Here is a 13,379-nt window from a genome sequence, read left to right on the forward strand (position 1 = left end):
TCCGGGAGGCGCGGCTGCAGGCGCGGCTGCGGCGGTACGCGGTACACACCGAGGGAGTGGTGGTGGACCAGGAGATGGCACCCTCGGACGACTACTTGACGCCCGTCATCGAGTTCACCGACCGGCAGAGCCGACCCGTCAGGTTCACGCCCGTGTCGACAGCGTCGAGGATGGGGATGGACCTCGGAACCCGGGTACCGGTCGTCTATCTGCCCGAACACCCCAAGAAAGCAAGGGTGTCCACCCGGAAGCACCGCCGGGCCTGGGTCAGCATGTGTATCGGCGGCGTGATCTTCCTTGGGGTCGCGGTTGGGCCGTGCCGGTATCGCATATCAGTTCCGCCATCAAGAAATCCAGTTCCTGTCGTGCATGTGCTGACTGCGCTCAATTTGCCACCCCGATCGGTCAATTGAGAGCCGTCAAGGTCAGGGCCAGTGCACGGAGTCTACGGCGTGTCCAAGGCCCCGCTGGTCCACGCGGCGCGCAGCGCCTTCTTGTCCACCTTGCCGACTTTGGTCGTCGGAAGATGGTCCAGCAGCACCGTCTCGCGCGGCGTGTACAACGCTCCCAACTCGGCGGTCACCGCCGCGCCGACCGCCTGCGGGTCGATGTCAGCACCCTCGGCCGTGGCGAGGAAGACCTGTACCGCCTCCCCGTACTCCTCGTCCGGCACACCCAGCGCCGCAGCGTTGCGCACCGAGCATCACCGTCTCGCCCCGGACACACACCTCGCCGGCCTGCCCGACGGGCAGCGCCGCCGTGCTGTCTTCACCACGGATCTCGATCTCGACATCGGATATCGCGCGACCGCAGCTGCGCCAGAGCTCGGGGCGACGGGCTCCTTCCGAGGCGAGATCCTCCGCGCCGAACGCGGTGATACCGAGTGCCTCCGACTGCCCGTAGCCCTGGCTGAGCACGGGCCCGAACACCTCGACCGCCTGCTGCAGCCGGCTGGGCGACGTGGCCGCGCCGCCGACGACGACCCGCCGCAGCGCGGGCAGGGCGTCCGGCTCGCACCCCGGGTGGTCGAGCACCGCGTACAGCATGGGCGGTACGAACATGGTGGCGGTGATCCGCTCCTCACGCAGTACCCTCAGCGCCGCGCCCGCTTCGAACTCGGGCAGCACGACGAGGGCGGACCCCGTCACCAGGGCCTGGACCGACGTCAGGTGGCCGCTGCCGTGCGTGAGCAGCGTGGAAGCGAGCACCCTGTCCGTACCCGGGTTCATGGTCGGGAAGACCGCGGGGCGGGAGTTCTGCGGGGCGCCTTCCATCAGGTCCACCAGCACGTCGTAGAGCCGGTGGCTGTGCGCGGCGAGCTTGGGGCGGCCCAGCGTTCCGCCGGTGTAGAGGACGGTGACGGCTTCGTCCGCTCCCGGGGCGGGCACGCCGTCGGGGCGCACGGCCGGGCACTCGGCCGCCGAGGCCAGCAGGTCCGTGCACTGCTGCCCGCAGGGCCCGAGGCTGAGCAGTACGGGGGCGTGGACGCTGCGGCCGGCCGCGTCGGCGGCCCGTTGCGCGAAGAGCGGGTCGGTGACCACGGCGCAAGCCCGGGACTGCTCGACCAGCGCGGCGAGCTCGCCAGGCCCTGGCTCGGGCGGCAGGAACACGACGCGGCAGCCGATGAGATGGACGGCGAGCTGCACCAGGACGGAGTCCACACGGTTGGCCAGGAAGAGCCCCACTCCGTCGCCGGGCGCGAGCCCCTGCCCGCGCAGCGCATGACCCAACCTGAACAGCCGCGGCTTCACGGGGGCTACCTTCGGCCACCGGCCGGTGGAGTTCCTTACCCACGCTGTGACCGTGGTGTGGCCCAAGTCATCGCGGCCGGCAGCCCGGCAGCATGCTCATCGAGTGCCTGTGGTCGGCGCCCGTCGCGGTCTCCGGCCTGAGCCCGTCTGCCGTGGAACAGCTTGTCCACGTCCCGTCGCTCCGGGCAGAGGCATGTGCGATGTGCGGGACATCGGTCCGGTGCGGTGATGTCTTACGGTGTCGGCCATGACCGAAGTACAGACGCGGTGGTCGGCAGAGGAGTACAAGGACTGGCAGTGCATGTTCGGCACCAGCGGGGAGTGGACGTTCCTGCTGGAGGACTACCTGTGCGCCACGTGGTATCCGGACTGGATCGAAGAGGTCGACAACGCGATGACCCGCCAGGGCGAAGAGTTGGTGTGGGTCACGCTGCACCATCATCAGGCCCCGTCCAGGCTCGTGTACTCACCGGGCGACGGGGAGGTGTGGAGCATGGGGATCGGCGAGGACGGCTTGCTGGATCACCCCGGACGTGAAGACCCCACCGGCAAGGTCGCCGCGCTGGACGGGGCGTTGCGCCGCGCCGGTGTGGTGTGGCGCGGCGATGACCTGCTTCCTCGTGTGTTCCACACGGTCGGAGTGCATCTGGGCATCCGTCTCCCCCGGCACGAGATCGCGGCAGGGCTGCTGCCCGCAGCCGCCCTCCCGGATCCTGCTCAGTAAGAGTGCATGACGGCGGCACACCGGATAGCCGAACGACCGGACACGCTCGGAGACAAAGCGCTTCCAGGACGCCCTGGGCACGAACCCACCCGCGGCCGGCCCCCGGTTGCGAGTCCTCCCCGACGACGGCCTCGTCACCTGGCTGCGCACATGGCCGCGTGGCTGCGCACATGGCCGCGTGCCACGACCTCAACTCACCGATGCGCCAGGCGCCAGCACCAGACCGGCTGCCGCGAGGAAATCCTCAAGGCTGATGACACCGCTGCCGGTGCCCGTCGTCCCATTCGACCACGCCAAGATCATCGAGACGATGAACGAGTTCTTCCCGAAACTGGCCGGCGTCGAGATCACCCACCGCTGGGGCGGCCCCCTCGGAGTCCCGCGGGACTGGTTCCCCTCCATCGGTCACGACCCCGACGCGGGCATCGCGTGGGCCGGCCCGTACGCCTTCCCTGATTCGCCTTCCCAGGCATCGCGTGCTCGGGGACCTGGCCCCTGCGGGACGGCGCCCCGGCACAGACCGCGGAGACCCGCGACTGCACACGCTCGCGGTGGACGCCGGCATCCCCGCGCAGATCGGCGTCTGGGAATGCGCCCCCGGGGAGCTGGCCCGTCGTCGACCGGCCCAACACCGAGACCTGCTAGATCATCTCCGGCCGGGCGACGCTGACCGACGACGAGTCGGGCAGCACGGTCGAGATCTCCGTGGCCGACTTCGTGATCCTGCCTCCGGGATGGACCGGTCGGTGGGACGTCACCGAGACGCTCCGCAAGGCGTACAGCGTCTTCTGCCCCCCCCAGGAAGGAACGACCATGGTCCCCACCGTCACGCGCTGGTGCGACGGCAGGACCTTCGCCGGTACGGGCAGCGGCACCGCACCCGTCACCAACCCCGCAACCGGCGAGACCACCGGCCGCATCGCCGGCCGACCGCGAGGACGCCCGCACCGTCATCGCCGCAGCCCGCGCGGCCTTCCCGCCTGGCGTGACAGCTCCCTCACCGCCGCACCCAGATCGTCTTCCGGTTCCGCGAGCTGCTGAACAAGCACACAACCGAACACGCCCGGATCATCACCGCCCAGCGCAGCACCACCCCGGCGCGTGCGCAGCTGCCGGGCCGTGGGGTCTCCGCCTGCGGATCGGTCTCCGGCAGCGGCACCAAGCACGGGCCTGAAACGCGGCCCAGGAGCTGCACCTCGCGGCAAAACCGGGCCCGGACCCCCCGGGCGGGCTCAGCGGCCGAGTGTGACGGCGGGCGCCCGGCAGGACCCCTGCGCTCGTCGGCGGCCCCGAGCGGAGCAGTCCGTCCCGGTCGTCTCGTGGTCGGCCACCCGGACACGATAGAAAGGAGACATGAGCGGGGTATCGGGTCAATCCGGTCACGATCCGCCTGATGCGTCCACAAGGACCCATCAGCTCGGTCCACCACGTCAGTCGGGAGAGGCGTGGCGGTCGGGTTCCCTGCTGAGCGTGCGCAGCCTCGCGGGCCAGGTCTTCCTGCTCCAGCTGGCGGTTGTGATGTTGCTCGTCGCCACCGCCCTGGTGGCGCTCGTCGTGCAGGCTGGGCGAGACGTCATGGCGGACGCCCGCCACCGGACACTCGCCGTGGCGCAGGCGTTCGCGAACTCGCCGGGGATCGTGGCGGCAGTCAACAGCGCGAACCCGACCGCGGTGCTGCAGCCGCACGTCGAGGCGGCCGGCAAGGCCGCGGGCGTCGACGCCGTCGTCGTGTACGGACTGAACGGGATCACCCTCGCCCACAGCGACCCGCATCAGATCGGAAGACGCGTCATCGGGCCCTACTCGGCGGCGGCGAACGGCAAGCCGTTCACGAGTACGTTCAAGGGCTCACTGGGGCTCTCCGTGGTCTCGGCGGTGCCCGTCAGGGGTCCCGACGGTTCGGTCGTCGCCATCGTCGCCGTGCCCGTCACGGTCGAGAGGGTGCAGCACCGGGTGAACCGGCAGCTACCGGTCCTGCTCGGCGGCGCCGCCACGGCCCTGGTCCTCGCCGCGGGCGGGTCGGCCCTGGTGGGTCGGCGGCTGCGGCGGCAGACGCACGGCTTGGGGCCGACCGAGATGACCCGGATGTACGAGCACCACGACGCGGTGCTGCACGCGGTGCGGGAAGGAGTGCTGATCGTCGGCGGTGACGGCCGGCTGCTGCTGGCCAACGACGAGGCACGACGGCTTCTGGACCTGCCGGCGGACGCGGAGCTGCGGCACCTCGCCGAACTGGGGCTGGACGAGGGCCTCGCCGAGCTGCTGGCCTCCGACCGCCCCGCCACCGACGAGGTGTACCTCGCGGCCGACCGGCTGCTCGCGGTCAGCAAGCGCCTCACCGCACCTCACGGACCGGCCGGCAGCGTGGTCACGCTCAGGGACACCACCGAGCTGCGGACTTTGTCCGGCCAGGCGGAGGCGGCGGGCGAACGGCTGCGGTCGCTCTACGACGCGGGACTGCGAATCGGTACGTCACTCGATGTGAAGCGTACGGCCGAGGAACTGGCCGAGGTGGCGGTGCCCCGGTTCGCCGACGCGGTCACCGTCGATCTGCTGGACCCGGTCCTGCGCGGCGAGGACACCTCCGGCGCGCCCGCCGCGATCAGCGAGTTGCGCCGCAGCGCCGTCGCCGGTCTCGACGCGGGCCATCCCCTCCATCCGGTCCGCGAGCTGATCCGGCTCGTCCCTGCCCAGCCCGCGTCCACGGCGATGGCCGAAGGCAGGCCGGTCCTGGTCGGGGACCTGAGCGTCTCCGGCATCTGGCGGTCCGAGCAGTCCGAAGGTGCCCGGCGGACCCTCGACCACGACATCCGCTCCATGCTCGTCGTGCCCCTCCGCGCCGGCGGTGCGGTGCTGGGCGTGGTGATCTTCTGGCGTGCGAAGGGCTCCCCGTCGTTCGAGGACGAGGACATCTCCTTCGCCGAGGAACTGGCCACGCGGGCAGCGGCGTGCATCGACAACGCCCGCCGCTACACCCGCGAACACGCCATGGCCGTCGCTCTGCAGCACAGCCTGCTGCCCCGCGCGCTGCCCGAGCAGTCCGCCCTTGAGGTCGCCTACCGCTATCTGCCGGCCCAGGCCGGGGTGGGCGGGGACTGGTTCGATGTCATCCCGCTGTCCGGTACCCGGGTGGCGCTGGTCGTGGGCGACGTCGTAGGACACGGTCTGCACGCCGCGGCGACGATGGGCCGGCTGCGCACCGCCGTGCACAACTTCGCCAGCCTGGACATGCCCGTGGAGGAGTTGCTGGGTCGGCTGGACGAGCTGGTGGCGCAGATCGATGCCGAGGAGGTCACCGCAGGGGAGCACGGGCAGGGGGTGATCACGGGAGCGACCTGCCAGTACGCCGTCTACGACCCCACCTCTGGGCGACTGGCCATCGCCAGCGCCGGCCACCCGGGACCGGCGCTGGTCCGTCCCGACGGATCCGTCGACTTCCCTCAACTGCCCGTCTCCCCGCCGCTGGGACTCGGGGCCGGCCTGCCTGTCGAGACCGCCGGGCTCACCGTGCCCGAGGGTTCCCGACTGGTGCTCTACACCGACGGGCTGATCGAGGACCGCTCCCGGGACCTGGACGCCGGCCTGGACGCCCTGCGCGAGGCGCTGACCGGGCCCGATCGCACACCGGAGGCCACCTGCGCGGCGGTGATGGAGGCCATTCCGTCCGACCGGCCGCGGGATGACATCGCGCTGCTGGTGGCCCGCACGCGCCGCCTCGGTCCGGATCAGGTCGCCGAGTGGGAGGTGCCCCGTGACCCGGCGGCGGTGGCCCCCGTGCGTACCGCCTGCGCCCGTCGGCTCGCGGAGTGGGGACTCGAAGAGGCCGGTTTCACCGCAGAGCTCATCCTCAGCGAGCTGATCACCAACGCCATCCGCTACGGAGCCGAGCCGATCGCCGTGCGGCTGCTCCGCACGGAGCCGACCGGCAGCGCCGACGCGGGCACCCTGATCTTCGAGGTCGCCGACGGCAGCAGCACCTCGCCGCGGCTGCGCCGGGCGAAGGTCACCGACGAAGGCGGCCGCGGGCTCTTTCTGGTCGCCCGCTTCGCCGAACGCTGGGGAACCCGCTACACCGCCGCCGGCAAGGTCATCTGGGCCGAACAGTTCCTGCACCACGACGCCGCACCGGAGGCGGAAGAACTCGGCGAGCTCCTGCTCGACCAATGGGACGACACCGCGCTGTGAGGTGAGGCGGTACACCCCGTCCCTGGCGAGATTCCGCCATCGGCGCGGCCGGGTAACCTGACCTCCATGACCCCTTCGTCGGCGCCGTGGAGCCGAGGAAGCCGGGAGGGCGCAGCACGTGAGCCCGCCGCTCGGCCCCCGGGGCACTGCCGGCAGCCGGTCGCGGTGACCATCTCGTCCCCGTACGTCCGGGAGTAGCCGTGACCACACCGAGTGCCCGAACAGTAGCGGCCCTGAGCTGCTGCGCTCTCGTGGCACTGGGCCTGAGCGCTTGCGAGAACACACCGGCCGCCGGCCCCGCGAAGCCGTCGGTGGCCACATCCGCCGAGAGCATGGGCGGCATGCGCGCACTGATCGCCGCAGCGAAACAGGAGGGCACGCTCAGAGCCCTCGCATTGCCGCGTGACTGGGCCGGCTACGGCGGCCTGATCGACGGCTTCAAGAAGAAGTACGGGATCAAAGTCACGGTCGAGGACCCGCTGGGCCACAGCGAGGACGAGATCGACGCCCTCAGGAAGAGGGGGAACAGTCCGACAGCGCCCGACGTGATCGACGTCGGCGATACGTTCGCACGGAATGCAGCGGCACAGAATCTTCTCGCGCCGTACAAAGTAGTCGCTTACGACTCGATTCCCGACAGTCAAAAGGATTCGATGGCCCGCTGGTCCAACAACTACGGGGGCTACATCTCCATCGGTTGCGACGCCGATCGGATCAAACACTGCCCGCAGACCTTTGCCGATCTGCTGAAACCCGGCTACAAGGACAAAGTCGCACTCGAAGGCGATCCGCCCCGGTCGGCCACCGCCTTCGCCAGTGTCTACGCGGCCGCGCTGGCGAACAACGGGTCCTTCGACGACGTCCAGCCAGGTCTCGACTTCTTCGCCGAACTGAAGAATCGCGGCAACTTCAACCCTCTCCATTCCACCTGGGCAACGGTCGCGAGCGGCCGGACCCCCATCAGCATCAACTGGGACTACATCAACCTCGACTACACCGGCCGGCTCCGCGACAAGGGCGTGAACTGGCAGGTCGCGATCCCCTTCGACGGCAGCTTCGCCCAGTACTACGCGCTGGCGATCAACAAGAACGCCCCGCACCCGGCGACCGCCCGCCTGTGGCAGGAGTACCTTTTCAGCCCGGAGGGCCAGAACCTCCGGCTGCGCGCCTATGCCCGCCCGGTACTCATGGACGCCATGAGGCAGGACGGAACCCTCGACAAAGCAGCCGCCGCACGACTGCCGACGGTGGAGGGAACGCCGCAGTTCCCGACGGACGCGCAACTGGAGAAGGCGAGGGAGACGGTCACCCGGGGCTGGGCGAAGGCCGTCTCCAGCCGGCCGGGATGATCCCCGTCGCCCGCCGGGATGATCCCGGTCGCCCGTCAGCCGCGCGGTGCTCGGGCGCCGGCCCAGAGCACTGCCTGCTCGTCCGCGGCGCCGCGGGGCGATGGTTTTCACCACAGGGCGCAGTCGACCGACTCTGATCCGCCAGAGCGCTATGCCTTCATTGCGTAGATATTCTGTGCATTGTGATCGAATCCGGACGGCCACGGCCCCGTCGTCGCCACGGCCGGGGGTGGCTTGTGCGGTTGTCGCCGGTCATCCTGACCGTCGTCATCGCCAGCCTGGCATACTCCACTCCCCCGGAAATGGCCTTCAGCCGCCTCCTGCCCGCGGCTCCGGCCCTCGCCGCCGCCATGTGGCCGGTGCTCCCCACCGTGCTGCTGGGGACGGTCTGCCTCTTTCTGATGATCGGCCTCAGCATGGTGTTCCCCGGCCTGGGGACGTGGTGGACGGCTGCGGGGATCATCGCGGTCACCGTGGCGGCCGCCTACGGAAGTCACGTCCGGCTCCAGCGGGAGCGAACCCTCTTCCAGGTGCGGCTCGTCGCCGACGCGGCGCAGCAGGTGGTGCTGAGTCCTACGCCACGCCGCTTCGGGAGCGTCGAGATCGAGTCGCTGTATCTCGCGGCCGCGGCGGAGGCCCGTATCGGTGGGGACTTCTACGAGGTGGTCGACACCGGATACGGGGTCAGGCTGCTCATCGGTGACGTGCGGGGCAAAGGCCTGCCGGCGGTGGGTGCGGCCGCGGCGATCGTCAACGCCTTCCGGGAGGCGGCCTACGACGAGGCCGACATGGTCAGCGTCGCGCGCCGACTGGACGCCAGCAGCACCCGCTACTACGCCGCCTTTCCCCCTGAGGGAGCGATGGAACGCTTCGCCACAGCCCTTCTCGTCGAGATCCCGCACGGTGGCAGGCGTATCGAGATCCTCAACTGCGGACACCCCCCGCCGCTGCTCCTGAACCGCGGGGAACTCCGAGCCCTGGAACCAACCACCCCCTCGCCGCTGCTCAACCTCGCGGAGCTGATCGGCGATCACTACAGCGTCGACACCTTCGAATTCGCCGCCGGCGACCTGCTGCTTCTCTACACCGACGGGGTCGCCGAGGCCCGCGCCCGCGACGGCGAGTTCTTTCCGCTGACGGACTGGATGCGCCAACAGCCCCCGACGCCGCCCCGTGAACTGCTCACGGCTCTGCACGGCGCCCTCCTCCACTACAGCGGAGGGCGCCTTGACGACGACATCGCCGCCCTGGCCGTACGCCTGCGTGAACCTTCGGAGTAAGCCCGGCCCAGATCTCGACCACCCTCGGCGAAGACGCCGTCGCACAGGCCGGCCGCCCACAATGCCGATCACCCGACCGAAGCCGCCCACGACCTGTTTCATCCGCCGAGACTGCTGCGGTTGAGTGACAGAGTACGGCTCCCCGAGGACGTTCCCGGTGTGATGAGTTGATTTCTCTTAACTTCATCTGAGATTCGGATGTGGCACCCAGCAGGCGGTCGCCTGTGTCCGCCACTCTTGGAGGTCATCGGATGAATCTTCGTGCTTGGGTTGCAGCGCCGCTGGCTGGTGCGGCTATCGCCCTCGTCTCTCCATCGGTCGGCATGGCTGCGCAAGCCTCCGCACGACACGCCTCCGGCTCCCTGTGGCTCCAAGAAGGCGGGGGGCACCACGGTCACCACAATCCCTGGCGAAACTGCCACAGCCACCGCCGTGTCGTACTCATCGACAAGGACCTGAGGGCGATTCTGACCAATGACCGACATGGGCCGGAGGCTCTCGTCGTCCAAGGAGACCCGGGAGCCCCAGCCACCTCGCCGGCGGCACCATGGGACAGCTTTACTGTCTCGACGTATCTGAATGTGAATTATCCGACCCAGACCTCAGGCCAGTACGAGTTTGCGATTCGTGACTTCTTCAAGGTTCACCCGCGCTTCGAGGTGAAGACTTTCGACCGCCACAAGCGCTTCTTTCCCTTCCCGGCCACCCACTGCGTCGACCGCCAGGACGACGATGACCGCGAGGACGGTGCGGGTCCGCACAGTGGTACGACTGGCAAGTCCGGCTCCCCGTCGCCCCAGACTGTTCCGGGTGCCAACTCGGCTGCCAGCTGGAGCGACGACTTCCTGAGCGTCGAGCACATCCTGATCGCGGCCGGCGGTTTGCTGATGGTTCTAGGAGCGCTGGCCACGGTCTGGCTTCGCCGACGTCGCTCTGCCGAGTGAGAGTGGGCCGAAAATGGTTCCCTCTTGGACACGGTCTGAGGTGGCGAGCCGGTCAGGGCGCCGGGGGGCGGCTGCCCGTCGGCCAGGCGCTGCATCCGGCACCGCAACACCCGTACGGGCCGCGCCCATAGGACAACGGCGCCGTCCGGCGGCGCGGCCAAGGCGGGACCGCGCAGGGGATCGCCGACGTACCAGACCGGCCCCCGCTCCGGACCCAGCACGCTCCAGTTCCAGCGCCAGGCGACCACCGACATCACCCGCCCGCCTTCCCGTGCGAGCAGGAGAGCCGGCTGACCGACCCCCAGCGGTAGTACCTGATACGCACCGTCCCATACGCGCCAGGGATGCCGAGCCGCCAGGTGACGCATGCGCGGGATGTTGACCAGGCCCGCCAGTCCGCCGACAGCTGGAACCAAGCCCAGGCCGACGGGTGCGATCAGCACGTCGCGGACCAGACCCGACTGCGCCGCCCGCCCGGACAAAGCCAGGGCCAGCACACCCGCCACGACAGCCCCAAGCCCCGCGAGAGCCACACCCGCGGACCGGACCGCGTAGCAACGCAAGGCCCTGCGCGTCGCAGGCAGCAACAGCGCCACGCCAGGGTGCAGCTCCCACTGTGCCTGGTCCGCCCCACCCGACTGGCCCGCGCCGTCCATGCGCACAGTGTCCCGTCGGCGACGGTCCGCTGACCAGATGCGCGCCGTCACCGGCCTGACCGGAGGCGCTCCGATCTCAGACACGCTCTGGGAAGAATGCAGGCGGAGCAGAGGCGGAGGCGGCGGACTTGGGAAAACCCTTTGCTGGACTTCCCCACGCGCCTTGAGACTGAGAGGCATGTTCGGATTACCCAGTACCGACGACCAGGCCCTCGTCGCCTGCTTGGGCGATTCGCAGCGCACCGTCGCGGCCTACCGCGCACTGCTGCGGCGCGGCGAGGACGCGTTGAGTGCGATCCGTGCCGGCCTGCATCATGAGAGTACGGCGGTACGCGAGGGTTGCTGCCGCCTCCTCGACCACCTGGTCGACGCCGATTCCATGGACGAACTGATCTCCATGGGCGACGACCCCGATGCTCGGGTCAGGATCTCTGCCGTCCACGCCCTGGCCTGCGACCGGTGCAAGGGCGACACCTGCGCGCCCGGCGCGGACCGGGTGCTCGAACCGGCACTGCGCCATCTCGCTTGCGACCCCGATCCGCACGTTCGGAGCATGGCCGCCGAACTCGTCGGCAAGTTCGCACACACTGATGCCCGCGCCGTCGCAGTCCGCGACGAACTCGACCACAAACTGGCGATCCTGCTGGTCAAGCCCGGGGCCATGGCCGACTCAACCGCGCTGGTCACCGCCCGGCAGAACGGTTCGTTCACCAAGGTTCACGAAGCCTTCCGGACCGCGGCCCGCGCTCGTATGCCCCGCTGACAGGAACTCAGGACACCATATGTGCGGCTCGTGGAAGAACCGCTGTGTTGTCTGTCTGCCCGGCTATCGCATTCCAGTACCGGACGAGTCGGCCCCGGAGTGGAGATCGGGGCGAGAGCCGAGCAGGTCTTCTCCGCTCGGCAGCGCCTGCGGTTCGACTGCTACCGGCGAAGGCACACCGCCGCTGCTACTGGCCACCGGAGGTGTCTCCGCGGGACTGGCTGCAAGGAACTGCTGCTCCGGGTGGTGGCCGAGGGAGCTGGCTGTGGCAGTGGGACTGTAACCGGCCTTGGCCGAGTGCTTGGGCTTGGGCTTGTTCAAACGGCTGAGTGCGGCCGGGGAACTGCTGCTTCCGGCAGAGGGCGACGTGTCCGAGGGACTGGATGTGTCAGAGGGACTGGATGTGTCCGAGGGACTCGGGCGGGGGTCGTGGCGGCAGAGCCAGTCAGGGTCTTTGAATCCGTAGCTCAGGCCCCACTCCTTGTCGCAGCCGCCCCAGTATTTCCTCACCCAGCCGCAGTAGGGGCCTCCGTAATTGTCACAAGGGGGAGCCGAGTCCTGCGAGCCCGGATTCGCGAAGGGTGGCTGGGGCGATTCCGCTTTACCCCGCGAGATGACGGGGGCGTTGACCATGCGGACCTGCGTGGCATCGGAGCTCTGGGGCATCCAGTCCGTGAAGAAGAGGGGCAGGCCGATGGCTGAGGCGGAAGCCGCCACCGATACAGCGGCGAGAGCGCAGCGGATCAGGCGCATGACAGTTCCTCTCGGCTTGGTGGTCTGTGGCAGGTGCGGACGAACTCTGGGCACGGCGCCGCCGCTGTGCACGCTGGAGCTGAACGTATGTTTTTCAGACCGTCCCAACAACCAGCGAACCGCCAGTCAGGTGGCCTTGCTCCCGTTTTTCACCCGAAGAGTCTCGCCGCGATCTCCTGGCAGGTGACACCGGCTGCATTCGCCACACGCCGCGAATTTCGCCGCGCCGGCTGCGGCCTGCCGGTCCGTGGGCTGCGACTTCCAGCGGGTGGGGACGCCGAATGCGGTACTGATGGCAAACGTGCTGTGGCTGGTCGGCTACCGCCATCCGTGGGCGCACCGCCCGGAGGCCGCCGCGCGCCTGGTGGACGTGCTCGCCCACGGCGGTGGGCTCTTGGCCGGAGCTCGGAGGGTTGAACCGCGGCCCGGCCAGGCGAGGTGATGGAGATCGACTCGACTCCGACAGATGGGCCCTAGCCGTTCGCGACGAGGGCACGGTGGACACCGTCGAGCTGATCGGCATGCGGCGCCGGAGAGGACGGGAGGAGCTGGGAGGTCCACCACGACCCCTACGACATCTCCCGCATCTGGGTGCGCACCCACTGTGGGGGCGGCTGGATCACCGCCATCTGGCGGCACCTTCGCACCGCCGCGACCCCGATGGGTGAACCCGCCTGGGACCACGCCCACCGCCTCCTGCCCAGCCTGGCACCGACCGGGCGACCGAGGCCGAGTTCGTCCAGGCCGCACACCTCCCTGTTGGACCGCGCCGCCGACGGCCCGCCGGACAAACCCGCGAAACCGGGGATGCCGGCGAGGTGAAGCGCGGCCCGGTAGGCGATCGTGAGTTCGTCGGTTCTGACCGACCTGGTCCGACGGCTGCGGGATGACCGCGGATCTGCCGGCGGAGCAGGTGGCCGCAGATCGCGCGGTATGAGTACGCGAGGTCGGCCAGGCATGCCACAGCGAAGAGG

The 13,379-nt window shown here is 69.6% G+C and carries 10 protein-coding genes; 7 read left to right on the forward strand and 3 right to left on the reverse strand.

Annotated elements, in window-relative coordinates; translation table 11 throughout:
- Positions 1-445 precede the first annotated feature (445 nt).
- Positions 446-673 (reverse strand): AMP-binding enzyme, encoded by a 228-nt coding sequence (locus tag IE277_RS47820; RefSeq protein ID WP_229882118.1) that lies wholly within the window; start codon positions 671-673, stop codon positions 446-448.
- On the reverse strand, positions 612-1,751 hold the full coding sequence (locus IE277_RS32355) for an AMP-binding protein (RefSeq protein WP_229882119.1): 1,140 nt from the start codon (positions 1,749-1,751) through the stop codon (positions 612-614). Before IE277_RS32355 ends, IE277_RS47820 begins: the two co-directional genes overlap by 62 nt.
- 247 nt (positions 1,752-1,998) lie before the next feature.
- Between IE277_RS32355 and IE277_RS32360 the strand changes: the two genes are divergently transcribed.
- Entirely contained in the window at positions 1,999-2,475 is a 477-nt protein-coding gene (locus tag IE277_RS32360) for a hypothetical protein (protein ID WP_189957280.1), read from the forward strand.
- 189 nt (positions 2,476-2,664) lie between these two features.
- Here IE277_RS32360 and IE277_RS32365 read toward each other — a convergent pair whose 3' ends face one another.
- Entirely contained in the window at positions 2,665-2,826 is a 162-nt protein-coding gene (locus IE277_RS32365; RefSeq protein ID WP_189957281.1) for a hypothetical protein, read from the reverse strand.
- A 354-nt stretch (positions 2,827-3,180) separates the two neighbouring features.
- Between IE277_RS32365 and IE277_RS32375 the strand changes: the two genes are divergently transcribed.
- The 6 genes from IE277_RS32375 to IE277_RS32400 all read left to right on the forward strand — a co-directional run bounded on the left by IE277_RS32375 (position 3,181) and on the right by IE277_RS32400 (position 11,652).
- Complete coding sequence (locus tag IE277_RS32375) at positions 3,181-3,516, forward strand: hypothetical protein (RefSeq protein WP_373310939.1); 336 nt, start codon at positions 3,181-3,183, stop codon at positions 3,514-3,516.
- A 312-nt stretch (positions 3,517-3,828) separates the two neighbouring features.
- Positions 3,829-6,660 carry a SpoIIE family protein phosphatase gene (locus tag IE277_RS32380; RefSeq protein WP_189957282.1) on the forward strand — a complete coding sequence of 944 codons (2,832 nt, stop codon included), beginning with the start codon at positions 3,829-3,831 and terminating at the stop codon, positions 6,658-6,660.
- Between the two features lie 200 nt (positions 6,661-6,860).
- Positions 6,861-8,009, forward strand: a complete 1,149-nt coding sequence (locus tag IE277_RS32385; RefSeq protein ID WP_373310940.1) for an ABC transporter substrate-binding protein — start codon at positions 6,861-6,863, stop codon at positions 8,007-8,009.
- A gap of 236 nt (positions 8,010-8,245) precedes the next feature.
- Entirely contained in the window at positions 8,246-9,289 is a 1,044-nt protein-coding gene (locus IE277_RS32390) for a PP2C family protein-serine/threonine phosphatase (protein WP_229882122.1), read from the forward strand.
- A gap of 251 nt (positions 9,290-9,540) precedes the next feature.
- Positions 9,541-10,233, forward strand: coding sequence for a hypothetical protein (locus IE277_RS32395; RefSeq protein WP_189957284.1), 693 nt, complete (start codon positions 9,541-9,543; stop codon positions 10,231-10,233).
- An 834-nt stretch (positions 10,234-11,067) separates the two neighbouring features.
- Positions 11,068-11,652 carry a HEAT repeat domain-containing protein gene (locus tag IE277_RS32400; protein ID WP_229882123.1) on the forward strand — a complete coding sequence of 195 codons (585 nt, stop codon included), beginning with the start codon at positions 11,068-11,070 and terminating at the stop codon, positions 11,650-11,652.
- Positions 11,653-13,379: the final 1,727 nt, after the last annotated feature.

It is taken from the genome of Streptomyces alanosinicus (assembly GCF_014650595.1).
Taxonomy (GTDB): domain Bacteria; phylum Actinomycetota; class Actinomycetes; order Streptomycetales; family Streptomycetaceae; genus Streptomyces; species Streptomyces alanosinicus.

Coding starts and splice junctions, on each gene's coding strand:
- IE277_RS32360 (WP_189957280.1), top strand. CDS start 1,999: ATGACCGAAGTACAGACGCGGTGGTCGGCAGAGGAGTACAAGGACTGG.
- IE277_RS32380 (WP_189957282.1), top strand. CDS start 3,829: ATGAGCGGGGTATCGGGTCAATCCGGTCACGATCCGCCTGATGCGTCC.
- IE277_RS32395 (WP_189957284.1), top strand. CDS start 9,541: ATGAATCTTCGTGCTTGGGTTGCAGCGCCGCTGGCTGGTGCGGCTATC.
- IE277_RS32400 (WP_229882123.1), top strand. CDS start 11,068: ATGTTCGGATTACCCAGTACCGACGACCAGGCCCTCGTCGCCTGCTTG.